This window comes from Sphingobium sp. 3R8 (assembly GCF_020166615.1).
In the GTDB taxonomy this organism is placed as follows: Bacteria; Pseudomonadota; Alphaproteobacteria; order Sphingomonadales; family Sphingomonadaceae; genus Sphingobium; species Sphingobium bisphenolicum.
Genome location: NZ_JAIQXR010000003.1, coordinates 1 through 26,998 on the forward strand (window position 1 = coordinate 1; position 26,998 = coordinate 26,998).

Below are 26,998 nucleotides of genomic sequence, written 5' to 3' on the forward strand. Positions count from 1 at the left end.
ATTATCGTCGCGGTCGACACAATCCGGCCACCCTGGCGCGATTTGATGTAGGTCGCATCGAGCCACAGATAAGGAAATTCGCCCTCGATTGGCCTGTTGAGGAAAGCGTTAACCCGTTCGTCGATCTCTTGGATCAGTCGGCTGACGGCGCTCTTGGAGATGCCCGTAGCGCCCATGGCCTTCACGAGATTATCGACCGATCGCGTCGACATGTCCTGGACATAGGCTTCCTGGATCACCGCCGTCAGCGCCTTCTCGGCAGTCCGACGGGGTTCAAGGAAGGATGGGAAATACGATCCCTTGCGTAGCCGCGGGATCTCCAGTTCGATGTGGCCGGCCCTGGTCTCCCAGGAACGCTCTCGATAGCCGTTGCTCTGGACCTGTCGCCCGGCAGGGTCGCGAGCGCCATGCGCGGCGCCAGTCATCACCTGCACTTCAGCTTCCATCATTCGCTCAGCGGCAAATGCCAACATCTCGCGAACGAGATCCGCATCAGCGCCCTTTTCAACCAGCTCAATAAGGGCCATTCTGTCTGTGGTCATCGTCGTCTCCGATAGGTTCATTGGTTTCGCAACCCGAACTCTACCGAAGATTGGCGATGGCCGCCTAGACAGAAGCCATGCCACCGTTGGGGCATGAAGCTCCGGTCGCTACGCTCCCTCCGCTTCACGCCCCAACGGTGACGCTGTTACACCACGTAACGGGACACGGCCGGTGCCGTGGGTTTGAGGTCTACCGAGATATCAGATCCCGACAGTGTTGATGTCTAGAAAATATATTCCACGCGCAGGCCATAGGTACGCGGCCTCGCCACATTCTTGTAAACGCCATAAGGTTGACCGGTCTGAACATAAGAGGGGTATTTTTTGTCGAAAACGTTATTGGCGAAAAAGCCCACCCGCAGATTTTCACCGGGAGGGCTGATATAGCCCGACGCATTGACAACGATCAGCTTATTGTCTCGATCTGCTCGAAGTTCACCACCAGCGCCCGGCAGGAAGTCGATTGCTGAACGATAGGTAGCCAGGCCGGATAGTTGGGCGGTCCATGATCCGATCGCGAAATTATAGCTGGCATTGGCCGATCCCGACCAGGTCGGCGCGAATGGTGGTTTGGTTCCGGACAGATCGATCGCGCACGGGAAGATGGTGGCGGCAGGGGCAGCCGGGGTGTTCAGCGTCGGATCATAGCAAACGAGCGACGCGTTGGGGAAGGATTCGTAACGGGCATGCTGCCACGCACCCGTCAGACCCAGGTTGAACCCGTCGAGCGGGGTGAACTGCGCCTCGACCTCGACACCGTAATTCTCCATCGCGCCCGCATTGCCGGTGAGCGTGCCGCCTGAGTTCAGATCGAGCGTCTGGACCTGCTGGTTCTTGTTCTTGGCATAGAAGATCGCGGCGTTCACACGAATGCGGTTGTCAGCCATCGACTGCTTGATGCCGATCTCGTGGCTGAAGATCTTTTCGGGCTGAACGGGGGCGACGGGCGCGGCATAGGGTCCGGGGAAGCCGCCCGCCTTGAAGCCGCGCGTAAAGCTGTAATAAACATTGGTCGGCCCGTTATCCCATGCCAGCACGAACCGCGGAGTGAACGCGCGCTGTGACGTCCGCAGTTTGAAGCTGAACGCATTCGGAATGCCGAACGCGGCGGCGAGCGCGGCGTTGGTTTCGCCTGTCCCGCTGCGTTCCTCATAGGTGTAACGCCCGCCAACGGTAACCTTCAACTGGTCGGTCAGGTCGTAATAGCCTTCGAGGAAGGCGGCGTAGGATTGGGTGGTCGCTGTGTTCTTGAAACCAGCGGCCGTATCGGGATCGAAGCTGCCCCCGAAGAAGTTGCCGAGGAACGCGGGATTAAAATAGCCCTTGTCGTACAGATAGCTCAGGCCGAACAAATAGTTGAACCGGCCATCCAGCGTGGAGGACACCTGCAGGTCCTGCGTATAGGATTTGCCGCCGGACCTGGGCACTGAGAATTCGAACAAAGGCAGCGGCGTCAAATCCTGATCCGAGGCGCTGTCGGCGGTTTTTTGCTGACGGAAGGTCGTGATGCTCGACAGGGTGAAGCTGCCCATGTCGAATGCCATGTTCAGATTGGCACCGTAATATTTGGTTCTCAACGGCTGAATAGTGGTGATGCCCTCGGTATCATAATAGCCGACATTGGGCTTGAGTGCCCCAGGCGCGAGGTTGCAGGCGAGACAGGTATCGTCGCGGCGCTCCAGTGCCGCGATCGAACCCAGATAGGCCTTAGTGTCGTAGAACTGCGCGCCCAGGATGATGTCGGCGTTGCCGGGCTGCCAGCGCAGCTTGCCGCGAACATTATATGTGCGGGATCCGCCTGCATTCTTGTCACCGGTGTTGAGATTGCGGACGAAGCCGCCGTCATGCTTGTATCCGCCCGTGACACGCAGGGCGAGATCTTCACCGAGCGGCATGTTGAGCATGCCGGACAATGAGCGATGCTCCAGATTGCCCCACTCGCCGCGCACGCGGGCTTCGAACTTGTCTGTGGGATCGGCGCTGTTGATAATGATCACGCCGCCGGTGGCGTTCCGGCCATAGAGCGTACCCTGTGGCCCGCGCAACACCTGGATGCTGCCGATATCGAAATTGTCGACTATCTCATTCACGGACAGGGTTCGCGTAAGATAGGCGCCGTCTTCGTAAATGGCGACGGGCGTTTCGATGCCTACTGACACGAAATCAGAACCGATCCCGCGGATATGCGGTGCGAAAAAGCCTTGGGCCGTGGTGAAATTGGCACCGGGCGTGATCGAGGCGACATCGACGGCACGGGTCAGGCCAAGCGTCTGAACGGTATCGGCCGTCACCGCGGTCACGGCGATCGGCGTGTTTTGCAGGCTTTCAGACTTCCGCTGCGCCGTGACGATAATGTCGGTGGTCGATTCCGCCGTTGGGTCGGCGCGGTTCGCTGGCGTCTGTGCATGGGCAACCTGCACAAGCAGGGCGCTCAACGCAACTGATAATGGTCCAATTTTCCGCATCATACTCTCCCCTAAAATTATATGCCAACTTTGATGACGGCACTGATTTTATCTTCCGCTCACCCCTGTGCACCTTGGACGGCGCCTTCTGAGGTATCAAGGGCCTATATACTATTAAAGAATTGCGCGTGATTCAAGGCTCGCTTATGCTGTGGCGATCAATGCACGCTTATTGTGACAAAAATGCACGGAGTGAACATTTATGTGATGTTCACTCACTGAGCAGCCGAGCAAATAGTAACAACTTGACGAGGGCTTGTTGGTCAGTATCTAGTATGAACAAACTAAATTGCACGGCTGCGCGTGCCGTAGCAAGCTGCACGGGAAAGATGCCATGAAAGCGTCGGAATTGTTACAGATTGCGTCTGCGCGGACGGGATTGAGCGATTTTGGTCCTGATGATTTTCGCGACGGTTTTTGTTTGCTGGTCGAAGCAATCGATCGCGAATCCGCGATCCGGGAAGATTGCCGGGCGCAATTGCGCGAAAAATTCGTCGACCTGCTGACCCAGCGCCTCTGGTTTGCGGCAGACTTGGCCGCGCACCCCGAGATCGCGCGAGAGCAGATTCGCTCACCGCTGATCATATTATCCCTCCCGCGCACCGGCAGCACCAAGCTTCACCGCATGCTTGGCTCCACAGGCAACTTCCAGACGCTCAAATTCTGGCAGACGATGAAATTTGCCCGCGTGCCGGGTGTCAGCGATGGCGGTGTCAGTCAGCGCATCCAGAATGTCAGGGATTATGAGGCCTGGATGTATGAGCAATCGCCCGACATGCTCGTCGGGCATCCACTGCATGCCGAAGAACCGGAAGAGGAATGTTATTTGATGGAGGCGACCTATCGCCATCCGGCTATTTTCGGCATGTATGACGCGCCATCTTTCGCGGCCTGGATTGCGCAGGCTGACATGACCCCGGCCTATGACTATCTCGTTTCGGTCGTCAAATATCTGCAGTGGCAAAACGGGTCGCCACCAAAGCCATGGCTGTTCAAGGACCCGAACCACTTGGGCCAGGAAGATTTCCTGACCGAACGATATGATAATCCCCGCTTCATCGTCACGCATCGGGACCCTGTCAAATGTGTTCCTTCGGTGACCAGCACGGTGATGGCCTCACGGGGCATTTTTTCCGATCTCGACAACAGGCACATGTTCGCCTCAAAAATGCTTGGCCATCTTTCCGGCGCGATGGACAGGCACATGGATTGGCGGGCGCGCAATCCCCATATTCAGGTATTGGACCTGGCATTTCGCGACGTGGTCAAAGATGGCCTGTCGGTCGTGCGCACCGTATATGATTTTGCTGGTATCGATCTTTCGCCTGGCGCGCTGTCGGCCATCCGGGGGTGGGAAGCCGATAACCCCAAGGGCAAGCATGGCGAAGCCAAATATTCAGCGGAAGATGTTGGCAGCACCGATGTTGAGATCGCCAATATCTTTTCGCGCTACACGACCGCATTCAAGGACTATATTTGAACAGGCCTAAACATGCGAACATATGTCGCCGTCGCAAATATACTAATGGAGATATCTCATGGTAAATTATGCGTTCAATCCGGATGATCATCCTGCGGAATGGAGCCTGGACTATAGCAAGCGCGACCATGAGGTTGTCGATTATCAATATTATGAAATCGACGGCATTCCGGGCGTTAAGTTTCGCGGTCCCGCTCTCGCAGAAGATGTCATTGCCAGCGGCAATTATTTTACCTGCCTTGGCGGTGCGCAAGCCAACGGCATCTTCGTCGAGCGCACCTTTGGGGATATTCTGGCTGAACGGATCGGTATTCCGGTACTTAATCTGAGTGTCGGCGGCGGCGGCGCCGGCTTCTATCTTCAGGCTCGTGGCCTTCTCGATCTGGTTAATGCCGGTCGCTTCACTGTCGTTCAGGTCATGACCGCACGGACCGAACCTAATTCGCGCTACGGCCCTTATGGCTTCGTGGAGGCGCTGCTCGATCTTGAGACAGGGAGGCAGACGTCCACGATGGAAGCCTGGACGCATGTTTTCAACAAAGAGAGGACGGACGCGCCCAAATATGTTTCCGAGAGTCTGCGAAACTGGATTAAGCGCTATCAAGACTTGGCTGAAAAAATCACGGTGCCCAAGATCCTCTTCTATTTCTCCGACAAGGATCTGAACGTGCCGGTCGATTATACGGCATCCGATATGATGGCCATTCTTGGCAAATTCCCGCAGTTCGTCGATGCAAAGGCGATCGACGAAGTGCGTCCGCTGTTTGACGCCTATGTCGAGTGCCGGAGTATGCGGAATTATAATCATCCGCTCGTCAGCCGTTTCACCGGCGAACCTGTGGAAGTCGACGGCGGCAGCATGGCAGATTATGCCAAGGGGCTGAAATGGAGCACAAACCATTATTATCCCTCGCCCGAAATGCATGAGGATGCAGCCGATGCCTTGGCGGACGCTATGCCTGCCCTGAAGCTGCAAGAGCAATAGTCCGGCGTTTCCGACCAACTCTATAAAGGTATAGGCCATGCATAAGCTGATGATGTTCATGAAGCGGAAGGAAGGCGTTTCCTTCGAAGATTTCCGGTCGCATTACGAGAATGTCCATATTCCTACAGTAGCGAAATGGGTCGGGCATTTGTTCACCGAGTCAAAACGCTATTATCTGCAACATTCCGTCAACTTCTATGCTGGCCGCCCCGATGCCGACCAGGCGCCCACCGATGATGGCGGCGTCGATTATGATGCGGTCTCGGTCTACACTGTTAGGGATGAAGCAGCACTGGCCGAGGTGATGCGGATAGCAGTCGATCCCGAATTTACCCGGTGGGTGACCGAGGACGAAGCGAATTTTGTCGATCGGGCTCGTTCGCGACAAACGGTGACCGAGGAAATTACTCGAGCTGGCATGGGTTGAAAGGTCTAGTCTTGCACCCTGTGCAACCGCTTGCGCGCAGGATGACAGTTTTGTGCAGTCGCAGTCTCGGCACGCGCTGCTGATCCGCGTCTCCGTGATTTTCGACCTAGAACGCGCGATCAATGGGAGGTCCGCGCAGGGTCGTCTTGCCCTTCGCCAGGAACTCAGCTTCCCGCTGTTGGCCGAACTGGAAACATGGATGCGGGAGAACCGCACGAAGCTCTCGAAGAACAGCGATGTCGCCGAGGTCATGGATTATATGATCGAGGCATGGCCGGCCTTGACCGCCTTCCTTGATGACGGCTGCATCTGCCTCAGGAGCAATGCTGCGGAACGGGTCGAAATCATTGCCGGTGATCGCGCGAGTGCCTATGCGCGCGGAGCGCGAGAAGGCGCGCCGGCTGCCCGCCAAGCCGCCGATCGCTGGCATCTGCTTTGCAATTGCTCTGACGCATTACTCAATGTTGTGGAGCGTCGATACCGGGTGGTGCGAGAGGTCGGGAAATCCATAGCCTTGCAGGGGCCAGCGCCTGCTAACTGCATATCAGGGGCGCTTCATCTGGAAAAGGCGGTGCGGCATCGGCTAGAGCGGCGGCAGAGCCACAGGGCTGTATTCGAAAAGATTATCGAGCTGAGGCATCTAGGGTGAAGCCAGTTAGCGATCCAGCGCGAGTTGGATGTGGATCTGAAAACCACCCGAAAGTGGCTGAAAAACGAGGCACCGGGATCATGGCAACGCAAGGTATACAAGGCCAATGCAGCCGATGCGTTCGAAGCCTATCTTCGCGGCCGTGGCACGAAGGATGCCGGAATGCCACCCAACTTTACCGGAAGGTGTGCGAACAAGGCTATCATGGCAATGCCCGAAACTTCCGTCATTGGGTGAAGGTCAGGCTGCGCGGAGATATACCGGCCCCAAGCGCCAAAATTGTCAAATCAGTTCGTCCTGGCGACCGCCCTTGTCACGACAAACGGCCCGCCTGCTCACCATGGACGCGGGCATCCTGTCACGAAGAGAGCGAGCCTTTGTGGACGCGCTGTGCACGGCATCGCTGGACCTTGCCAAATCGGCAGATCTTGCACGCCGTTTCCAGGCCATGATCCAGGAACGCGACATTGATGCTTTGGCCGATTAGCTGGCTCAAGCCCTGACCAACCCGCTCGCTTCCCTCGCTCGTGGCCTCAAACGTGATATCGGCGCTGTTCAGGCCGCATTGACACTACCCTGGAGCACTGGGCCAGTAGAAGGGAAGATCAACAAGCTCAAGCTCATCAAACGGTCCATGTACGGCCGCGCCGGCCTCGAGTTGCTACGCGCCCGTGTCATGGCCACGTAGCTGGACACCCGCAAAAACTCTGGTGGATTCGGCGCATTGATGATTCATTGAGCGGGTAGCCACTGGAGGCGATCTGCGATGGATCCGAAGTCCCTTTTCAGTCTTAATGACCACCTTGAGATGCTGAGCCGTCACGGCGATCCGCTTGAGATGCTGGAACGGACCGTGGATTTTGAGTATTTTCGGGCCAGGCTTGTCGAAGGGCTGGGTTATGGCGATGGTGGCAAGGGCGGTCGTCCGCCGTTCGATCCCGTCGCGATGTTCAAGATCTTGATTTTGCAGGCCCAGCATAATCTGTCGGATGCGCGGATGGAGTATATGATCCGGGACCGGCTGAGCTGGATGCGGTTTCTGGGTTTTGCACTCGGCGATCGCACCCCCGACGAGAACACCATCCGACATTTCCGCAACCGGATGACGGAGACCGGGACGCTCAAGCGAGTGATGAAGGCATTCGACTGGCAACTTCACAAGAAGGGCTACATCCCCATGTCGGGCCAGATCATCGATGCCAGCCTGGTGCCAGCGCCCAAGCAGCGCAACACCGATGGCGAGCGGCAGGCTATCAAGGATGGCAAATCGGCGCAGGACATCTGGCCCGATGATCCGGCCAAAGCGGCACAGAAAGACACAGATGCGCGCTGGACGCTCAAGATCGGCGGGAAAGTGCGCTACAAGGATGGCAAGCCGCTGCCGATGATCGCCTTGCCGGTGTTCGGGTATAAAAGCCATATCAGCATAGACCGCCGCTATGGGTTCATTCGCGCCGGTGAGGTCACTTCGGCGGCCCATGCCGATGGGCGCATGTTGCGTCATGTGATCGCGGAAAATAGTAGCAGCGAGGTCTGGGCCGACACTGCATACCGCTCCAGGACCAACGAAACATGGCTGGCTGATCGTATGCTGACCAGTCGCATCCACCGCCGCAAGCCCAAGGGAAAGTCCATGCCCAGGGCCACCGCTCGCGCCAATGCGGCAAAGTCCACGATCCGGGCCAGGGTTGAGCATGTGTTTGCGCATCAGAAAAACCGGTTCGGGCTCTTCATTCGCACGATTGGCATCAAGCGGGCCGAGGCGAAACTCACCCTGGCCAATCTGGCCTACAACTTCGACCGCCTGATCTTCCACGAACGACGCGCCGCCACAGCATGAGTCTGCCCTGGACCCCGGGAAAGGTCATGAAATCACCCATCCGGCGACCGAAAAGCCGCCCGCCAAAGCGCCCCGTGCCCCGGTCATGCCGCCATCACCGCAACGGAAGCATCGACGTGCCAGTTTTTGCGGGTGCCCAGCTTGCACCGAAAGTGCGGGAGAGACCGCTTTTGGGCTCTCCCGCAATTTCGGTGCAGGCGTCGGGAACGAACCATGAATCTGGTAGATTCATTGAGGCTCCATAGAGGGAGCCTGTCGAGCCATGCCCAAGCGTATCTTGCCGCTTATTCCACGCCAGCTGATCGTGGAGGAGGTCATTGTCGAAACCGAGCGCATCGTGATCAATTGCCGGTCGTGGTTGTCTGCGCCTCGCTGTCCCAGCTGCCGACGCGTGTCGTCGCGGATGCACAGCAGATACAAGCGACGCATCGCCGATCTCCCATGGCAGGGGTGCCCGGTAGTACTCTGTGTTCACGTTCGTCGGTTGCGGTGTGCCAACCGGAGGTGTGAGCAGCGTATCTTCGCCGAACGCGCTGAGGACGTTGCCGCCCGTCACGCTCGTCGCACGCTGCGGGTGCGTGATGTCCAGCGTTCCGTCGGTCTAGCCCTTGGCGGCGAAGCGGGTGCTCGTCTCATTGAACCGCTGGGCATGCGCGTCAGTGCTGACACGATGCTTCGGATCGTTCGCGCTGATCGGCAGGTCCACCAGGGCGCGCCGCGTGTCCTGGGCGTTGACGATTGGGCATGGCGAAAGGGGGAGCGGTACGGCACCGTGCTGGTGGATCTCGAGGCCCACCAAGTCGTTGACTTGCTGCCGGATAGGGAGAGCGAGACCCTTGCCGACTGGCTGAAGTCCCACCCCGGCGCAGAGATTATCGCACGCGATCGGGCCGGCAGCTATGTCAAGGGCGCGCGCGAAGGTGCCCCTTTGGCTCGGCAGGTTGCTGATCGCTGGCACATACTGCGCAATTGTTCGGATGCAATGCTCTCGGTCGTGGAAAGGCGATATAAGCTCGTTCGCGAAGTTGGACGCTCGCTGGCGAATGATGATGCTCAGGATCCACCGCCAGAACGACCAGCAACCCAGGGAATGTCCGGCAACGCGCTCGATCATCAAAGGCGAAGCCGAGCGCGGCGGAACATGATGTTCGATGCGGTCGTCAGCCTGCGCGACAAAGGCTGGACCATTTCGGCAATCGCGCACGAAACCGGCCGAGATCGCAAGACAATCCGCCAGTGGCTTCTCGACAAACATCCTGGAACCTGGGAACGCGCATCGCGTCACCCCGCGAACGCCTTCGAAACATATCTCGTCTCGCGCTGGGAGGAAGGCTGCCGCAATGCCACTCAGCTTTGCCGCGAGGTGTGCGGGCTCGGCTATCGTGGCGAAGCGCGCAGCTTTCGTCGCTGGATCAAGGCTCGATTACGCGATGGCCTGTCGCCGCCTACAGCGCCATCCACCAAACACCCACGCTGGAAAGCACCATCCTCGCGACAGACGGTCAGGCTTCTCACCACATCCAGCGATACACTCTGCCAGGACGATGCGCGGTTCGTCGATGCCGTGCGCGCCGCCTCGCCCATAATCGCGGAATCTGCCGACCTCGCGCGGCGTTTCCACGCCATACTGGTCGGACGCGACCCCGTAGAGTTCGAGCCATGGCTCGCCCAGGCACTTGGAAGCGTCAGCGCGACGTCGGGCTATGCCGGGGGCGACGCGTCGACCGCTGATTATGAAAGCGTGTCCACCGGCACCACCGGCCACGCCGAATCCGTCAGGGTCGTGTTCGATCCGACGCAGGTAAATTATGCGGACCTACTGCGGATTTACTTTTCCGTCGTGACGGACCCGACCCTGCTCAACCGGCAGGGGCCAGACCGGGGAACCCAATATCGATCGGCCCTGTTTCCCGCTTCGCCCGCACAGGAGAAGGTTGCCCGCGCCTATATCGCGCAATTGTCGGCCGCTCATGTCTACGCCCGGCCGATCGTGACGCGGATCGAAGGCAATCTGCGCTTCTTCCCGGCCGAAGCCCATCACCAGGACTTCATGGCCCGCAACCCGACCTATCCTTATATCGTCATGAATGACCGCCCCAAGGTTGAGGCGTTGAAGCGGCTATTCCCCACGAGCTGGAAAGCATAAGCACCCCCATCAGCGGGCAGGCGTTACATCCTTCACGAAATGCGCGATGTCCGCGACGACGCTCGCGCGATAGCGGAATGGCCGGGCGATCGCCGTCACCATGCCGATATGACCTATGCCGGGATAATGTTTGATCCAAACCGGAACGCCTGCCGCGCCTAGTTTCGCGGCCAGGGCTTCGCTGTTGCGTGGGCGCACGGTTTCGTCTGCATCGCCGACCAACAACAGGGTCGGAGGGTCGCCCTTGCCGGCCCAGCGTACAGGCTGCGTCTCCGTCGGGTCTGGCCATGCGCCAAACGCGGCCTTGCTCGCTGCGACATCGAACGGCGCGAAATCATAGGGGCCGGCGATCCCGGCCAGTCCCTTGATCGCCCTCCGATCCGCGCCCAGCCATCGATCATCGACCGCCAGCATGGCGGCGATATAAGCGCCCGCTGAATGGCCGCATAGGATGATCGAATCCGGCGCGCCGCCATAATCCTGCCCATGCGCCATCACCCATCGGACTGCGCTTGCGCCGTCCTCGACAAAATCGGGATAAAGATTGTCTGGTCCGATTCGATAATCGGGAATGACGACCAGGAAACCCTGCGCAGCCAGGGCGCGGCCCACAAAGGCGTAGCCCGCCTTTGTGCCACTGGCCCATGAACCGCCGTAGAAGAACAGGACGACAGGAAGTCTGGCGTCGGCGCGCCTGTAGCGCGGCGCATAAATGTCCAGTTTTTGTCGAGGGCCTCGATCGTAGGGAATATCCCGTGCGATCCTGACGCCATCGTTATCCTTGGGCACCAGCGCGTCGAATGTCAGGAGCGGCGTACAGGCTGCACCGGCGAGGGCCGCCACTCCACATGCGCCCGCTGCCATCCATTTCCATCGTTTGCTCATCACCTTCCTTAACATGAAGAGCGACGATGCCCAGCGTCACCGGGACGATCCCGAACGCGCAAGTGCATGATTGGCAAAGGCACTGCTTGCGTAACCGGTGCAACTTCAGGAACCGGACTCGCCTTTGCAAGCGCGTAGACTCATAAGATCGCAACCACAGCCTTGATGATCTGGTTAAACCGAATGTCGATCCGCTCTGATAAATCAATCCGCCCTCGGTTGGGCCAGATCATGAGCATTGGATTACACCCACTGAAGCCACAATGAATCCGGCGTCAGTATGCGTAATCTTGGCCAGCAGGCGGTATGGGCCTCCTGCTGGCACTCCTTTTACATCATGCCGTTGGCGTTCAGCTCAATTTTCCCAACAAACTGTCCACCGCGACCTTTGCGTCGCCGTAGAACATACGGGTATTGTCCTTGTAGAAAAGCGGGTTTTCGATGCCGGAATAGCCGGTGCCCTGTCCGCGCTTCGAAACGAAGACCTGCTTGGCCTTCCACACTTCCAGCACCGGCATCCCGGCGATCGGCGAGTTGGGATCATCCTGCGCCGCCGGATTGACGATGTCGTTCGATCCGATGACGATCACCACGTCGGTCGAGGGGAAGTCGTCATTGATCTCGTCCATTTCCAGCACGATGTCATACGGCACCTTGGCTTCGGCCAGCAGCACGTTCATATGCCCCGGCAGGCGGCCTGCGACCGGGTGGATGGCGAAACGCACGGTCTTGCCGGCTGCCCGCAGCTTGCGAGTGAGTTCGCTCACGCTCTGCTGCGCCTGCGCCACCGCCATGCCATAGCCCGGCACGATGATGATGCTGTCCGCTTCGTTGAGCGCCGAGGCGACACCGTCGGCATCGATCGCGACCTGCTCGCCCTCGATCTCCGCCGCTGGTCCCGTCGTGCCGCCGAAGCCGCCCAGGATCACCGACACGAAGGAGCGGTTCATCGCCTTGCACATGATGTAGCTGAGGATCGCGCCCGAAGAGCCGACCAGCGCGCCGGTGACGATCAGCAGGTCGTTGCCCAGGGTGAAGCCGATCGCCGCCGCCGCCCAGCCCGAATAGCTGTTGAGCATAGAGACGACCACGGGCATGTCCGCGCCGCCGATGCCCATGACGAGGTGGAAGCCGATGAACAGCGCCAGCGCCGCCATGGCGAGCAGAACCGTCAGTTCGCGGCCTTCCACGCCGATATTGCCGACATACATCACCAGCAGCACGAGCGACGCCAGCAGCGCCGTGGCGTTGAGGACATGGCCGCCGGGCAGCTTCTTCGCCTTGCCGTCCAGCTTGCCCGCGAGTTTGCCGAACGCGACGATCGATCCGGTGAAGGTGACCGCACCGATGAAGATGCCGAGAAACTCCTCGACCTTGAGGATGTTGATTTCCACCGGCGTTTTATGTGCGAGCAGGCCTGCAAAGCCGGTGAGCGCTGCACGCGCGGCCGGATCGAGCGTGTTCACCGTTTCCAGTTCGAAATGTGCGTTGAAGCCGATGAAGACGGCCGCAAGCCCGACGAAGCTGTGCAGCGCCGCGACGAGCTGGGGCATTTCGGTCATCTGGACCCGCATCGCCACGATCCAGCCGATAACGGCTGCGACGGCGAAGGTGCCGGCCACGATCGGCAAATTGGCCGCCCCAGGGCCAAAGAGTGTGGCCAGCACGGCCAAAGCCATGCCGGCAATGCCGTACCATACGGCGCGCTTGGCGCTTTCCTGATTGGAAAGGCCGCCCAGCGACAGAATGAAAAGGACCGCAGCCGAGAGATAGGCTGCGGACACCACACCGGTATCGAACATGAAATCTACCCCCTTAGGACCGCTGGAACATGGCCAGCATACGGCGCGTGACCAGGAAGCCGCCAACGATGTTGATCGACGCGATCAGGATCGCGATCGTCGCCAGCGCGAGCACCACGTTATTGGATGCCACGACCTGGAGCATGGCCCCCACCACGATGATCCCGGAAATGGCGTTGGTCACCGCCATCAGTGGCGTATGCAGCGCATGGCTGACATTCCAGATCACCTGGAAGCCAACGAAACAGGCCAGCACGAACACCGTGAAATGCGCCATGAAGCTGGCGGGCGCTACGGCGCCGACCGCGATCAATAGAATCGCGGCGACGATCAAAGTCGTGACCTGCGACCGGGTCTGCGCCTTGAACGCGGCGACGTCCTTCGCCCGTTTCTGTTCGGGCGTCAGTTCCTCGGCCTTGGGCTTGGGCTTCTGGGCCGCGATCGCCTTGATCTTGGGTGGCGGCGGCGGGAAGCTGACCTCCCCTTCAAAGGCGACGGTCGCGCCGCGGATCACGTCATCCTCCATATTATGGACGATCACGCCATCCTTGCCCGGCGTCAGGTCAAAGAGCATGTGGCGGATATTGCTGGCATAGAGCGAACTGGACTGCGCTGCCATCCGGCTGGGAAAGTCGGTATAGCCGATGATCGTGACGCCGTTCGGGGACACGATCTTCTCGTCCGTGACGGTCAGTTCGCAATTGCCGCCGCGTTCCGCCGCCAGATCCACGATGACCGATCCGGGCCGCATGGCTTCGACCATGTCCTTCGTCCACAGGACCGGCGCATCACGCCCCGGAATAAGCGCGGTGGAAATGACGATGTCGACGGTCGGCGCCAGTTCACGGAACTTCTTGAGCTGGGCTTCGCGGAATTCGGGGCTGGACGGGGCGGCATAGCCACCGGTCGCCGCGCCGTCCTGCTGTTCCTCCGAAAAGTCGAGATAGACGAACTGCGCGCCCATCGATTCGATCTGTTCGGCGACTTCGGGCCGGACGTCGAAGGCCAGCGTGATCGCGCCGAGCGATGTGGCCGCGCCGATCGCGGCCAGGCCGGCGACGCCGGCGCCGATCACCAGCACCCTGGCCGGCGGCACCTTGCCCGCCGCCGTTACCTGCCCCGTGAAGAAGCGGCCGAAATTGGCGCCAGCCTCGATCACCGCGCGATAGCCGGCGATGTTCGCCATGGACGACAGTGCGTCCATCTTCTGCGCGCGCGAAATGCGCGGCACCATGTCCATCGCAATGACATTGGCGCCAGTCTTGCTGATGGCGCCCAATTCTTCGCTGCGCTGGCCGGGATAGAAGAAGGAGATCAGCGTCTTGCCTGCGGCGAGCCGGGCTGCCTCATCTGCTTCGGGCGGACGCACTTTGACGATGACATCCGACGCGGCCCACAATTCGCCAGCGGTTGGAACCACAGTCACGCCTGCGGCGCGATAATTGTCGTCGTCAAAGCCGGCCGCTTTGCCGGCTCCGCTCTCGACAAAACATTCATGGCCTAGCTTTTGCAGTTGCAGGGCGCTGTCAGGTGTCAGCGCAACACGCGCTTCCCCCTTCGCCACTTCTCTGGGTGCACCTATTCTCACTCTTCCTTCCTCCCCCTTTTTCTCGCGCGGATGCGACCTTGCAGATAGGCTAATGGTCGATCGATCCTCATTGGGCTATACTGAAAGACTTGAGGGCATAGAAGGTGAAGTTTAGTACTTCGATCGCTAAGTCTGCGTCATATCCGGCGGATGGGGCGCACGACCGGGCGTGGTACGCGCTTGGCAGTTTGTCGGTCAGGTCATGCAAATGCGTGATTGGCGGCTTTTCGGCCTGCTTTTTGAGGCGACGATGATGGGTACCCGTTGTCGGGCGGATAACGGATTTCTGCGCTCATGTCGTGGATCGGCATTTGCATGCCAAATCAGATTGATTGATGGCTCGCGAGCGGGATGATCGAGAATGCGAATGCAGGGGAAAGTCGAGATGCCGACACAATCGTTCGAGGCTTCCGGTCCTCCGGATCGCGCAAGCCTGGATTTCCTATTTCCGCAGGAGTTCGAGACGTCGCTCGATGCTGCCGTCGCGGCGATGGGTGCGCGCTTTGAAGTGCGCCGCTTTTTCTGGCGGGAGCGTAGGGAGATCGCCTTCACGCCGCCGTGCAGCTATTTCGAGGTGACGCGCTTTCCCTCCATGGGCCGTTATCTCGCTTCCGCGGCCGACTTTTGTGCCCAGGGAGAAGTGCGCTTCTATCCCTGGGCGCGGCCGTTCCAGATGCATTGGAAGGAGCGCGAGCAGAGATCGCTTTTTTGTCGGATAGATGTTCGCGCGCTTACCGGATTGTCGATGGAACTGTCCGACCGACAGTTGCGTGATACCATCGATATGCGCAATCCCCATATCAGGGCGCTCTTGCTGCGGGCACAGCAGGAAATAATGGCGCCAGGGCTGTGTTCGCAGATTATTCTGGATTCGATCAGCATGGATTGGCGGCCGAAATCGTGCAGCAATTCGGCCCGGAAACGCGACCGGACTTCTCCAGCGGCCCAGCGTTGGACCAGCGTTATCTGGCCAGACTTGTCGCCTATATCCGAGAACAGCCCGGCAAGGTCGAGATAGCGAAGCTGGCGGCAGAACGAGGGGTCGGTGTCCGGCATTATGAACGCCTGTTCCGCGCCGCGACGGGCGAAAGTCCCGCGGCCTTTTGCCGACGTCATATGCTGGCCCTGGCGAAGGATCTGCTGATGGACCGGTCGCTTCTGGTCAAGGAAATCGCCTATCGCTGCGGCTTCGCCAATACGGCAAGTTTCGGCGTGGCCTTCCGCCAGATGGAAGGCTGTTCGCCGCAGCAGTTCCGTAACCGGTTTCTGACTCACTGAGCCGCAATTTCCGACATCTGTTTTCGATAGGCGACATCGATGCCGCCTGCGCTTTTCAGCGGTGTCCGGACCAGTCATCCTGACCAAAATGGTCGTCAGACCGGCTTGAGAGAGGATGGCAATGACATTTGGATTTCCCGAGGCGGACGCGCTGCTGGCACGATATCCGCTGCCCGATTATCTGCGGGACAATGTGCGGCCCGGACTGGAGCAGCTGCTCGCCTCGATGGCGGAAGACCGGGCGCTCAACGCCAATGGCCATGCGCGGGCGCTGCACATCATCGCCGACGACCTGTCCCGGCTGAAGGCGATCGCCGACGACCGGGCACGCTATCCCGAGATTGCCGACGTCGAAATCCGGCAGCCGCTCTTCATCCTGGGCCTGCCCCGGTGCGGCACCAGTTTCCTGCACGCGCTGATGGAAGGCGACCCGCAGGTCCGTACGCCGCTGATGTGGGAAGTGGCCGAGCCATCGCCCCCGCCCGAAGCCGCAACCGCCGATACCGACCCGCGGATCGCCCGGTTCGACGAACATCTGCGCGCGCAACTGGGCGGTGACGCCGACGAATTGCTGAAGGCTCATCCGCTGGGCGCCAGAATTCCTCAGGAATGCGGGTCGTTCATGACGACCGCCTTTCAGAGCAGCAATCCGTGCATGTTCCAGCATCTCCCGCGCTTCTACGACTGGTTCAAGGGCATCGACGCGACCTTCCGCTACGAAGTCCACAAGATGTGGCTTCAGCATCTGGGCTGGCGCCATCCCGGCCGGCATTGGGTGCTCAAGATCCAGGAGCATATGTACAAGCTCCCGGCGCTGCGCAGGGTCTATCCCGATGCGCTCTTCATCCAGCCGCATCGCGACCCGACCACCGTCATCGCCTCCATTTCCCAACTGATTAGCGTCATCCGCGGGCCGTCCTACGACCAGCTCGACTTGCATGCGCTTGGCGCCGAGTTCCTGCAACTCTGGTGGGACGGGGTGAAATGCTGCATGGATTACCGCAAGGCGCACACGGATCTGCCGATCTACGACATGCGCTACAAGGATCTGGTCGCGGACCCGGTCTCGACCATTCGGGCCGCCTATGACCATTTCGGCTGGGATTTCACACCGGACTCGGAAGCCGGCATAGTGGGCTGGCTGCGGGAGAATCCGGCGGGCAAGCATGGACCGCGGAGCTATACGCTGGCCGATTATGGCCTGACTGCCGAAAAGGTCAGCGACAGGTTCGCCGACTATATCGAGACCTACCATGCCTATCTCTGAACCGTCGCAATGGCGTGCCTGGCTGGACCGGATGGCGGGGGCGGACGGCGTGCTGGACAGGCTGGCCGATCCGGGCGACCCGCAGGCCAGAGCCGAAGCGCATCGGCTGTTGTTCGCCATCCTCGCCACCGGCTATCAGACGGCCTTCGCCGATCCCGATCATCCCGATTTCGTGCCGTCGGTCAGCAACATCCTCAACACCGTCGGAGTCAATCCCGACTTCATCTATGGCGCGGCGCGGATCGACGGCAGCGGCGTCTACAGGCTGTCGGGCACGCGCGGGGACGGGGTGTTCGTGTTCCTCGATCTGGTCGCGGGCGGCTTGGGACCGATGGAGGATCTGGGGCCTTCTGTGGGCATGATCGATCTGGATGCCTGTACATTGGGCCCGGACGGCGCATTCGACATCCTGTTGGGCGGTGAGCGGCCCAAGGATGGTGCGGGCGACTGGTTCCCGCTAGACCCGCGCGCCGTCACCATCGGCCTGCGCCATGCTTATTATGACTGGGGCGCGGGGCGCGATCTGCGCATCGCGATCGAAAGGGTCGACCGGCGCGTGGGCGCCGGCCCGGTGCCAGCAGCCGAGATCGCCCACCGGCTCGACCGCCTGTCGGCCTTCGTCGAACGCTATGCCGCATTCGCCCTGGGCTATGGTCAGCGGCAGCGGGCGCGGGGCTTCGTCAACAGGCTGGAATATGACGACTGGGCCGGTCGTGGCGGCGTTGCCGGGCAGCATTATTATCAGGGCATCTTCCGGCTGGAACCCGGCGAGGCGATGATCATCGACACGGCGGTGCCCGATCAGGTGCGCTACTGGAATGTGCAGCTCAACGATCCGCTGTGGAATACGATCGACTGGATCAACCATCAGAGCAGCCTCAACGCAGCGCAGGCGCGGCTGGACAGGGACGGCCGCTTCCGAGCCGTCATCGCCCTGGACGATCCGGGCGTGCCCAACTGGCTCGATCCGGCCGGCCGCGACGAAGGGTCGCTGATGCTGCGCTGGACCGGGGCGAGTTCCGGGCCTGAGCCGACGCTCAGGATCGTGCCGGCGGCGGAGTTGCGCGCGCATCTTCCAGGCGACACCCCGCTGGTCACGCCGGCGCAGCGCGACGAGACGATCCGGCGTCGCCGGCGTGGTGCGCAATGGCGACGGCGCTGGTGACGGGATCGACCCCATCGGGCGAAAGGATGGTCGCTATGCACGCCCCGCTATGACGAAGACAGCGCCCGGCATTTTTCCGGCCGCGGTTTGGGAAGGGGGAGGCGCATGGACTTTGCGGGCAAGGTCGTACTGGTCACTGGCGCCGGATCGGGGCTGGGCCGGGCGGCGAGCCTTGCGTTCGCGCGGGAAGGCGCGGCGCTATGCCTGGTCGGGCGCAGGCGGGCCAAGCTGGAAGAGACCGGGCGTCTGATCCGCGAGGCAGGAGGCCGATCTGTCGAACTGGCGTGTGACCTTGGCGAGCCGCGTGGCTGCGTGAAGGTGGTCGAAGCGGCGATGACCGCCTTCGGCCGGCTGGATGTGCTGTGCAATATCGCCGCCGATGTCATGTTCCACCGCCTGGTGGACATTCAGGAGGAGGAATGGCACCGGACCATCGCCTCCAACCTGTCCGGTCCCTTCTTCCTCATGCAGGCGGCCATGCCGCACCTTATCGAGAGCAGGGGCAATATCGTCTGCGTCGCCTCGACCGCCGGTTTCATGGGACAGGCCTATCTGGCGCCCTATGCCGCCTCCAAATTCGGACTGGTCGGCCTGACGCTTTCGCTCGCGATGGAGATGATGGACAGTCCCGTGCGGATCAACATCCTCTCGCCCGGCCCGATGCGGACGGAAATGACGCAGGGCATGGCCTTCCCCGATTTCGCCGATCCTCGGTTGCTGGCCCGCTACACGGGCATGCGCCCGCCATGCCCGCCCGAGGACGTGGCCGAACCGCTGCTGTTCCTCGCTTCCGATCGCGCGCGCCATGTGCATGGGGCGTGCTGGGCGGTCGACGGCGGCATCACCGCCGGCTAGGTCGCCTCTCTATCGACCGACCGGGTAAAAGACCGACTTCTGATTTTGATATTCGTGCAGCCAGTCCGGACCATATTCCCGTCCGACGCCGGAGCGCTTGTAGCCCCCGATCGGCGCATAGGTCATGCGCCCGGTGCCGCCGTTGAGCATGACGCTGCCGGCGCGGATCTGCATCGCCATCACATAGCCTTTGGCGGCGTCGGCGGTTTCGATGCCGCCGTTCAGGCCATAGCGGCTGTCGTTGGCGATGCGGATCGCCTCTTCGTCGGTATCGAAACCGATGACGCAGCCGACCGGGCCGAACACTTCTTCCTGGGCGATCGTCATCTTGTTGTCGACATCGTCGAAGATCGTGATGTCGGTGAAGAAGCCCTTGTCGAGGCCGGCCGGACGTCCGCCGCCATGCGCGATCCGCGCGCCCTCGTCGCGGCCGATGGCGATCAGCCTTTCGACCTTTGCCCGCTGCGATTCGCGGATCAGCGGACCCATCGCCACGGTGGGATCGGCAGGATCGCCGATCCTGAACTGGCTGGCGATGGCGCAGGCGGTTTCGACGAAGGCCTTGCGGATGCTGTTATGGACGACGAGGCGCGTCAGCAGGGCGCAGCCCTGGCCCGCATTGACCGAAAGGACCGCGACCGCCATGCCGGCGGCGCGGGCGACGTCGGCGTCATGACGGACGATCAGCGCGGACTTGCCGCCCAGTTCCAGGTGCACGCGCTTCAGCGTGGGGGCGGCCTGCGCCATGATCGCGGCGCCCACGCCTTCGGACCCGGTGAAGGTGACGAGGTCGACGCGCGGATCGCTGGTCAGGGTCGTGCCGACCTCCGGTCCGCCGGTCACGACGTTCAGAACGCCCCTGGGCAGGTCGATCTCCTCGGCGATCTCCCCGAACAGCAGCGCGGAAAAGGGGGTGAAGGGCGACGGCTTCAAGACCATCGTATTGCCGGCGAGCAGCGCGGGCACGATCTTCGCCAGATTGATGAGAAAGGGAAAATTATAGCCGGTGATGGCCGCGACGACGCCCACCGGCTCGCGTACCACGGTCGTCCCGCCGATCTTCTTCGGCCCGGTGGGATTGAAGGGATCGGGGGTGATGTCGACAGGCAGGCGGACGCTGTCGTCGCGTGTCGAATGGTCGAGCGCGGCCAACAGATGATCGAGCGGATTGGCGACCTGCATGCCTTGGGTGATGCCCTGCGAACAGCCGACTTCCGCGACGATCAGCGCCGCGATCTGCTGCCTGCGGGCGTCCAGCGCGCCATGCATCCGGCGCAGGTACGTCGCGCGTTCGGACATGGCCATGCGCGGCCAGATGCCCGTGTCGAACGCATCGCGCGCGGCCCCGATCGCTGCCTCCACTGCGGCGGCATTGCCCACCGGCGCGTGGCCGATCACCGCTTCGGTCGCGGGATTGATGATAGCGTCGCGTTCGCTCCCGCCATCGACCCAGGCGCCATCGATATAGAGCTTGTCGAATGCGGTGAAAGGCACGGTCATATCACGGGTTCCTGATGGGGCTGCAGAATCATGTCCGCGGCGTTGAGTGCGATGGCCATGGCCGGCGCATTGGTATTGCCCGACACGATGGTCGGCATGATGGAGGTGTCGACCACGCGCAGACCGGTGACGCCGCGCACGCGAAGCTGGGGATCGACGACGGCGGCGTCATCCGCGCCCATGCGGCACGTCCCGCAAATGTGGAAGGATGTTCCGCCAAGGGCTATGGCGTTGGCTAGAATGTCCTCGTCTGCCTCTATGCCGACGGTCTTGCCCGTTTCCTCGACAATCCAGTCCTTGAGCGCGGGCTGTTGCGCAAGGCGGCGGAGCCAGCGGAAGAGGGCGACGAAATGGCGTCGGTCGGCATCCGTGGCCAGATGATTGGCGTCGATGACCGGCGGGACATCCGGATCGGCCGAGCTTATCCGGACATGGCCCTGGCTGTCCGGCCGCATATAATAGGCGATGACGGTCCTGCCGGGATAAGGGTCGAGAGCCACCGCCCCTTTGTCGTCCGTGTGGAAGGAATAGAGGCCCATGCCAACCTGTGCGTCCGGCCGGTCGAGGGTGGCATCGGTCTTGACGAAACCGCCCACTTCATGCGCCGCATGGGTCAGCGGGCCTTTCGATCCGAAAGCATAGCGCAAAGCCGACATGATGAGGCCCAGGCCGGACAGTTTTTGGTTCAGGCTGTTCCCCCGGACCCGGTAGTTGAAGCCCAGATAGCGATGTTCGCGAAGGTTGGCGCCGACGCCGGGCGCATCGACAACGATCGGAATGCCGAGCGATTCGAGCAGGGCGCGGGGACCGATGCCGGACAATTGCAGCAGCTTAGGACTCTGCACCGCGCCTGCGGACAGGATGATCTCCCGCCGGGCGGCGACCTCATGCTCGCCATCCTTGTTGCGCAGCAGGATGCCGCTCGCCCGCTGCCCGTCGAACAGGATGCGCAGGGCGTCGGTCTGCGGCAAAACATCCAGATTCGGTCGGCCTCGCACAGGCTTGAGAAAGGCGCGGGAGGCGGAGAAGCGTTTGCCGCGATAGGTGGATGTCGGCTGATAGCCCATGCCGCCCTCGGTCACGGCCGGCATGTCGTTCATGTCGTCCACCCGTTGCGTCCCGGCCTGTCCGGCGGCAATCAGGAAGGCTTCGCACAGCGGGTCGCCCGAAGGGTGGACGCTGATCTTGAGCGGGCCGCCCGCGCCCCGCCACGCCTTGGCGCCCAGCGCATGGTCCTCCAGCGCGACGAAATGCCGGCCCATGGTCTGGCGCAGCGAACTGGGCTGCGCCTTGTCGCGCCAGCGGCGACAGGGCATCCATCTCGCCCGCGCGATAGCGATCCCAGGGACTGTCGAGCGCAATCATCGTGCGCTGAAACGCAGCCAGGGCGGCGCTGACCGTGCCCGTATCGATCCGGCCCATTCGTCCGGGAAAGGCGCGGGCGAACATGCGGACATAGCAGGCATCCCTGCCCAATCGTCGCGGCAACTCGGCCTCCAGCGCCTTCATCCCCATTTCCACAGGCCGCTCGCCCAGCAGCGGGATGATCGCCTGCGCTTCGAGCGTCGTCACGCGCGGATCGCCCCATGTCAGCACCGGTCGCCAGGCGACATTGGCCAGCCCCGGCACGTTGCGTCGGCCGGGGTCGCCATGAACGCCGGGGCGGGTCGCATTGCCATCGGCAAAGCCGCGCTTCTGTTCATGGCAGGCCGCGCACGCCATCGTCCCATTGGCCGACAGGTCCGCGTCGTAGAACAGCCGTCGTCCCAGCTCGACCTTGATCGCGCTCATTGCGTTGTAGGCAGGCACTGGCGGCGCTTGGACATCCGGGGGCAGCCGCCAATGCCACCGCGCCGTGCCGGCGCCGAGCAGCAGCACCGCACTCGCCAGCAGCACTACGGCCTGAAACGCCGGCCTCACGGCAGGCGCGTCACCAGCAATGGCAGGCTGTCGGTGCCGTTCGCCGCCACCTGCAGTACATAGTCGCCGGGCTGAAGGTCATAATCGACCATCTTGCGGATGCCCGAACAGTCCGGTCCATGGCCGTGCGCGACCGATGTCATGGCCGCCTTGCCCTTGACCACATCGACCCAGGCGCCAGATCCCAGCGCTACCCGCCATGTCCCGGCCTTGTCCACCGTGAAGCGCGCCACGCCGCCATAGCTGACCGACCCGCCGGGTTTGGCCGGGCGGACAGGATATCGCACGTCGGGCGTCGGCAGCAATTCCATCGTCACCGCCTGCCCGGCCGCCAACGCAGGGCCACTCCCGGCGGCCGCACCGCTTCTGGCCGTCACGGGATTGCGCCAGGTGGCCATTGCGTCGGGCAGATCGGCCGGCGCGTCGCAACTCTGGGTCATGGGCGTATCTACCATTTGCGCTGCAGCAGGGACGGCTCCACTCAGCGCCAGCAACGATATGGTCCAAAAAATCGATGGCGTGCGCATGGGGGTTCCTTTCGCGAACCTTGTCTATATACGCCCGGATATAGCGAGTCGAACGACCGTGAACAGGGGAATGTCTATGCGCCGATACTATCTTGCCGCTTTGCTGGCCTCCGGCATGTTTGCGTCCGCTCTTTCCTGCGCGAGCGCCCAGACGGCGGCGCCCGACGCAGATGCGCCGGATACGCGCTTCTCGCTCGGTCAGATCATCGTCACGGCGCCCAGGACGACGGGCATCGAGATCGACGGCGCTACGCTTTCGTCCGAAGCAATCTACACGTTCGGTCGCAACGCGCTCGACGACGCGGTCAATCTGATGCCCGGCGTGTCGGCCGGCAATAGTGGGGGGACACGCAATGAACGTCTTGTCTTCGTGCGCGGTTTCGACCGGTTCCAGGTGCCGCTGTCGATCGACGGCATCCGCGTCTATCTGCCTGCCGACAACCGGCTCGACTATGGCCGCTTCCTGACGACCGACATTGCCGAGGTTCAGGTCGCCAAAGGCTATGCCTCCGTCCTTGACGGCCCCGGCGCGATGGGCGGCGCGATCAACCTCGTCACCCGCAAGCCGACCAAGGCGCTCGACATCGACGTGCGCGGGTCGGTCAATTTCGACAATGACACCGACTATGCCGGCTACACGACGTCGGCCATGATCGGCACGAAGCATGACAAATGGTACGCACAGGCCAGCTATGCGCGCAGTTTCACCGATCATTGGGATCTGCCCAATGATTTCACCCCGCGCGTCCCCGCGCTGGAGGATGGCGGCGCCCGCGACTTTTCCCGGACGGAGGATTGGCGCGTCAATGCAAAGGTCGGCTTCACCCCCAATGCGACCGACGAATATGCGCTGAGCTACACCTATCAGGAAGGGTCTAAGGGCGCGCCGCTTCACATCAGCGACACGATAACGACGCCGCGTTTCTGGGACTGGCCGCAATGGAATATCACCAGCGTCTATTTCCTTTCGACCACGGCGCTGGGCGATCGCGCGACGATAAAGACGCGCGGTTATTACAACCAGTTCGATTCGATCCTGCGGTCCTTCGACACGCGCGCCCAATCCAGCCAGACCCGGCCCTTCGCGTTCGACAGCCCCTATGCGGACAAGGCGTGGGGCGGATCGCTGCAACTGGATTTCCGCGCGACCGACGCGGATACGCTGCGGCTGGCCTACCATTATCGCCACGACAAGCATGTGGAGTTCCAGACCAGCTTCTCGACGGCCGGGGTGGGGACGACCGAACCGCGTCAGACGCAGACCGAAGACACCTATTCGGTTGCGCTGGAAAATGAACTCCGGCTATCGCCCGCGCTGACCTTCACGCTGGGCGGCAGCTTCGACTGGCGCAATCTGGAACAGGCGCAGGAATATGGCGCGCCCTTGGGCACGTCGGGCGGGCCATCGGTCATCTATCAATATCCCCGCCGCGACAGCGACGCCTGGAATGCGCAGGGCCGGCTGGACTGGCAGGCGGCCGATGCGATCCGGCTGCACGTCAGCCTGTCCTCACGCACGCGCTTCCCGACCATTTTCGAACGGTTCAGCCAGCGCTTCAATCAGGCGATCCCCAACCCGGACCTGAGGTCCGAACGCGCCACCAATGCGGAAATCGGCGGTAGCTGGACCGACGGCACGATCCGCGTCGAGGGCGCGGCCTTCTACAGTTGGGTGCGCAACGCCATTTTCGGCATTCTCACGCCGGCCTATCCCTGCACGGCATCGACCCTGCCGCCTGCCGTTCCCACGGCGGGGTGCGCGTTGCGCAACATGACCCAGAGCCGCAATGTCGGCAAAGGCGAATATTATGGCGTCGAACTGTCCGTATCGGCGACGATCACGTCCGGCCTCGACGCCGGTTTCAACTATACTGGTATCAAGCGCGACCTGACGGACCCCACAAACGCGCTCTTCCGGCCGACCGGCGTGCCGACGCACAAGGGGTTCGCCTATCTCGACTGGTCGCCGGTCGCCGCGCTGCACATTGTGCCCAGCGTCGACCTCGCGTCGAACCGCTGGACGATCTTCACCGCCACGCCAGCGACGCAGCCCGCGCGCTACTACCGTACCGGCGCTTACGTCAATGCAGCTATTCGGGTCGACTACGCCATCCGTCCCGGCATCGAGATCGGCGTCGGGGCACGCAACCTCTTCGACGACTATTATATGCTGACCGACGGTTTTCCCGAACCAGGTCGCAGCCTGTTCGCCAGTATCAGGGCGAAATATTGACGCGGATGTCCGGTGCGCTTGCCTGCAAAGACGCACACGGCAAGTCAAAGGTAAAGGCGCGATATGGCGGGGTATCTTCGTACCGGATCGCCGCACCACCCGGTCGCTGGGGGCAGGAGCGATCGACTTGGGCGCGTCCTCCCAACCTAGAGAGAACATGCCACCCGAAACCGCGAAGCACGCTGAGCTGCGACATCTCTAACTTGCGGGGAGCGCCATCTCTAAGTTGCGCCTACAACATAGAAATACGATAATATATATTATGTTAAGTATCATCGTCCGCTGCGTTCGGCGTACAACTGTCCAGCTCGCCGTCGCAGCGTCCCCCGTCAGGCGATCGCCAGTACGCTGCTCAGGATGATCCGCACCAGCTCGGCCTGACCGCGCGCACCCATCTTGGCGTAGATTTTCTTGGAATAGTTGCGCGCCGTCTCGACCGTCAGCCCCAGATTGGCGGCGGCCTGCATGATTGGAATGCCTTGGCCCATTTCCCAGGCGAGCCGCGCTTCGCTGGGCAGCAATCCGAACAGATCGACCAACTGCTCGCACCGATCCGCCTGCGACGATCGATCGCCGCTCAGATAGACGATCGCCACCGGAGCGCCGCCCGCCGCCATCGACTGTCCGCGGAACGGCGCGACCAGCATGTCCATCCATGGGTCGCGGCTCAGGTTGATCGCGCGCGGACGCGCCTCCGCATCCTGGGCGAAGGTCTTGACCAGCGCGGTCAGTTCGCGGTCCAGCCCCAGCGATGTCGGGGTCAGTCGGTCGTACCGCCCTCGCCGCAGGATGCTGTTGCGCTGGAACAGTTGCTCGACATGGGCGGTCATGTCGAGGATGCGGCACTGGGCGTCCAGCGTCAGCCAGCCGAAATTGAGTCGCCCGAAGGCTTCGGAGGTCAGGGTCGATCGCAATTTCTCGCGCTCAAGCGCCACGAAGCCGCGCAACGCCGCGCGCAGATGTGGTGCGAGCGCGGTCAGCAGTGCCGTCGCCGATGACGATATGCGTGGGCCCGCGCAACTCAGCCAGGCATCCACCCCGCTGCTTTCGGTCACCCGAACGGATCTTATATCCTCCACGCCCAGGCCACGTAGAAAATCGTTGCGATAGGATTGCAGCTCGACATTGTCTGGCGGGACCAGCTCGGACAGCGAATAGACCCGTCCTTCCCGCATGTCCCGATAAGGTAAGGGATCGCGCGCGAATTTCTCGGCAAATAGCCGGTCGAGATGCGGTGGAATCGCGGGGCCGGCGTAAAGCTCCACGATGCTCTTCTCATCAATCGGACGGAAAGCGAGGCTGGCGTAACGGACCTGCATCCGGCTGCGCAGCCGTTCGAGAAAATCATGCCAGAGAGGCTGCTGGAACATGCCCTCGTTCAGGCTCACCAGCAGGCCGGAATCATCCAATCGCATGGGTCGATCGTACACCCTCCCATATGGGA

Annotated in this window: 22 protein-coding genes and 2 pseudogenes; 14 read left to right on the forward strand and 10 right to left on the reverse strand. The window is 61.6% G+C overall.

Going from position 1 to position 26,998, the window contains the following annotated elements; all coding sequences use genetic code 11:
- The coding region (locus K9B33_RS03525; RefSeq protein ID WP_224546739.1) for a transposase at positions 1-542 on the reverse strand (542 nt) is incomplete at its 3' end.
- Between the two features lie 224 nt (positions 543-766).
- Positions 767-2,977 carry a TonB-dependent receptor gene (locus K9B33_RS03530; protein WP_224546741.1) on the reverse strand — a complete coding sequence of 737 codons (2,211 nt, stop codon included), beginning with the start codon at positions 2,975-2,977 and terminating at the stop codon, positions 767-769.
- A 364-nt stretch (positions 2,978-3,341) separates the two neighbouring features.
- Here K9B33_RS03530 and K9B33_RS03535 point away from each other — a divergent pair, with 364 nt between their 5' ends.
- From K9B33_RS03535 to K9B33_RS03570, 8 genes and pseudogenes are all read left to right on the forward strand, one after another.
- On the forward strand, positions 3,342-4,487 hold the full coding sequence (locus K9B33_RS03535) for a sulfotransferase family protein (RefSeq protein ID WP_224546743.1): 1,146 nt from the start codon (positions 3,342-3,344) through the stop codon (positions 4,485-4,487).
- Positions 4,488-4,545: 58 nt separating this feature from the next.
- Positions 4,546-5,472 carry a DUF6473 family protein gene (locus K9B33_RS03540; protein WP_224546745.1) on the forward strand — a complete coding sequence of 309 codons (927 nt, stop codon included), beginning with the start codon at positions 4,546-4,548 and terminating at the stop codon, positions 5,470-5,472.
- Positions 5,473-5,509: 37 nt separating this feature from the next.
- Positions 5,510-5,899 carry an EthD domain-containing protein gene (locus K9B33_RS03545; RefSeq protein WP_224546747.1) on the forward strand — a complete coding sequence of 130 codons (390 nt, stop codon included), beginning with the start codon at positions 5,510-5,512 and terminating at the stop codon, positions 5,897-5,899.
- 52 nt (positions 5,900-5,951) lie between these two features.
- Positions 5,952-6,548 carry an IS66 family transposase gene (locus K9B33_RS03550; RefSeq protein WP_411973983.1) on the forward strand — a complete coding sequence of 199 codons (597 nt, stop codon included), beginning with the start codon at positions 5,952-5,954 and terminating at the stop codon, positions 6,546-6,548.
- A 340-nt stretch (positions 6,549-6,888) separates the two neighbouring features.
- Positions 6,889-7,035: a hypothetical protein gene (locus tag K9B33_RS03555; RefSeq protein WP_224546749.1), complete on the forward strand. Its 147-nt coding sequence runs from the start codon at positions 6,889-6,891 to the stop codon at positions 7,033-7,035.
- A 24-nt stretch (positions 7,036-7,059) separates the two neighbouring features.
- Positions 7,060-7,236 (forward strand): annotated as a pseudogene (locus K9B33_RS03560) (transposase); the annotation flags it as partial.
- A 78-nt stretch (positions 7,237-7,314) separates the two neighbouring features.
- A complete protein-coding gene (locus K9B33_RS03565) occupies positions 7,315-8,388 on the forward strand; it encodes an IS5 family transposase (protein ID WP_224546751.1) in 1,074 nt (357 codons plus the stop codon).
- A 262-nt stretch (positions 8,389-8,650) separates the two neighbouring features.
- Positions 8,651-10,534 carry an ISL3 family transposase gene (locus K9B33_RS03570; protein WP_224546753.1) on the forward strand — a complete coding sequence of 628 codons (1,884 nt, stop codon included), beginning with the start codon at positions 8,651-8,653 and terminating at the stop codon, positions 10,532-10,534.
- A 9-nt stretch (positions 10,535-10,543) separates the two neighbouring features.
- Here K9B33_RS03570 and K9B33_RS03575 read toward each other — a convergent pair whose 3' ends face one another.
- The 3 genes from K9B33_RS03575 to K9B33_RS03585 form a co-directional block, all read right to left on the reverse strand.
- The gene (locus K9B33_RS03575) at positions 10,544-11,419 is read right to left on the reverse strand and encodes an alpha/beta hydrolase (protein ID WP_224546755.1); all 876 of its coding nucleotides are present in this window, start codon (positions 11,417-11,419) and stop codon (positions 10,544-10,546) included.
- Positions 11,420-11,769: 350 nt separating this feature from the next.
- Entirely contained in the window at positions 11,770-13,221 is a 1,452-nt protein-coding gene (locus K9B33_RS03580) for an NAD(P)(+) transhydrogenase (Re/Si-specific) subunit beta (RefSeq protein WP_224546756.1), read from the reverse strand.
- A gap of 13 nt (positions 13,222-13,234) precedes the next feature.
- Positions 13,235-14,809 carry a Re/Si-specific NAD(P)(+) transhydrogenase subunit alpha gene (locus K9B33_RS03585; protein WP_224546758.1) on the reverse strand — a complete coding sequence of 525 codons (1,575 nt, stop codon included), beginning with the start codon at positions 14,807-14,809 and terminating at the stop codon, positions 13,235-13,237.
- 367 nt (positions 14,810-15,176) lie between these two features.
- On the opposite strand from K9B33_RS03585, the gene K9B33_RS03590 reads away from it, so the two are divergent.
- The 5 genes from K9B33_RS03590 (at position 15,177) to K9B33_RS03610 (ending at position 19,374) form a co-directional block, all read left to right on the forward strand.
- Positions 15,177-15,827 carry a hypothetical protein gene (locus K9B33_RS03590; protein ID WP_224547097.1) on the forward strand — a complete coding sequence of 217 codons (651 nt, stop codon included), beginning with the start codon at positions 15,177-15,179 and terminating at the stop codon, positions 15,825-15,827.
- Entirely contained in the window at positions 15,710-16,087 is a 378-nt protein-coding gene (locus K9B33_RS03595) for a helix-turn-helix domain-containing protein (RefSeq protein WP_224547082.1), read from the forward strand. The genes K9B33_RS03590 and K9B33_RS03595 overlap by 118 nt, the downstream gene beginning before the upstream one ends.
- A 121-nt stretch (positions 16,088-16,208) precedes the next feature.
- Complete coding sequence (locus tag K9B33_RS03600) at positions 16,209-17,354, forward strand: sulfotransferase family protein (RefSeq protein WP_224546760.1); 1,146 nt, start codon at positions 16,209-16,211, stop codon at positions 17,352-17,354.
- Positions 17,341-18,519, forward strand: a complete 1,179-nt coding sequence (locus K9B33_RS03605) for a hypothetical protein (RefSeq protein WP_224546762.1) — start codon at positions 17,341-17,343, stop codon at positions 18,517-18,519. The genes K9B33_RS03600 and K9B33_RS03605 overlap by 14 nt, the downstream gene beginning before the upstream one ends.
- 105 nt (positions 18,520-18,624) lie before the next feature.
- A complete protein-coding gene (locus K9B33_RS03610; RefSeq protein WP_224546764.1) occupies positions 18,625-19,374 on the forward strand; it encodes an SDR family NAD(P)-dependent oxidoreductase in 750 nt (249 codons plus the stop codon).
- Between the two features lie 9 nt (positions 19,375-19,383).
- Here the strand turns inward: K9B33_RS03610 and K9B33_RS03615 are convergent, their stop codons facing one another.
- The 4 genes and pseudogenes from K9B33_RS03615 to K9B33_RS03630 all read right to left on the reverse strand — a co-directional run bounded on the left by K9B33_RS03615 (position 19,384) and on the right by K9B33_RS03630 (position 23,234).
- A complete protein-coding gene (locus K9B33_RS03615; RefSeq protein ID WP_224546766.1) occupies positions 19,384-20,874 on the reverse strand; it encodes an aldehyde dehydrogenase family protein in 1,491 nt (496 codons plus the stop codon).
- The gene (locus K9B33_RS03620; RefSeq protein WP_224546767.1) at positions 20,871-22,190 is read right to left on the reverse strand and encodes a GMC family oxidoreductase; all 1,320 of its coding nucleotides are present in this window, start codon (positions 22,188-22,190) and stop codon (positions 20,871-20,873) included. The genes K9B33_RS03615 and K9B33_RS03620 overlap by 4 nt, the downstream gene beginning before the upstream one ends.
- A gap of 64 nt (positions 22,191-22,254) precedes the next feature.
- Positions 22,255-22,665: pseudogene (locus K9B33_RS03625) on the reverse strand (cytochrome-c peroxidase); the annotation flags it as partial.
- A gap of 125 nt (positions 22,666-22,790) precedes the next feature.
- Positions 22,791-23,234 carry a hypothetical protein gene (locus K9B33_RS03630; protein WP_224546768.1) on the reverse strand — a complete coding sequence of 148 codons (444 nt, stop codon included), beginning with the start codon at positions 23,232-23,234 and terminating at the stop codon, positions 22,791-22,793.
- A gap of 163 nt (positions 23,235-23,397) precedes the next feature.
- On the opposite strand from K9B33_RS03630, the gene K9B33_RS03635 reads away from it, so the two are divergent.
- Positions 23,398-25,554 (forward strand): TonB-dependent receptor plug domain-containing protein, encoded by a 2,157-nt coding sequence (locus K9B33_RS03635; protein ID WP_224546769.1) that lies wholly within the window; start codon positions 23,398-23,400, stop codon positions 25,552-25,554.
- 329 nt (positions 25,555-25,883) lie between these two features.
- Here K9B33_RS03635 and K9B33_RS03640 read toward each other — a convergent pair whose 3' ends face one another.
- Positions 25,884-26,969 (reverse strand): helix-turn-helix transcriptional regulator, encoded by a 1,086-nt coding sequence (locus tag K9B33_RS03640; RefSeq protein WP_224546770.1) that lies wholly within the window; start codon positions 26,967-26,969, stop codon positions 25,884-25,886.
- Positions 26,970-26,998: the final 29 nt, after the last annotated feature.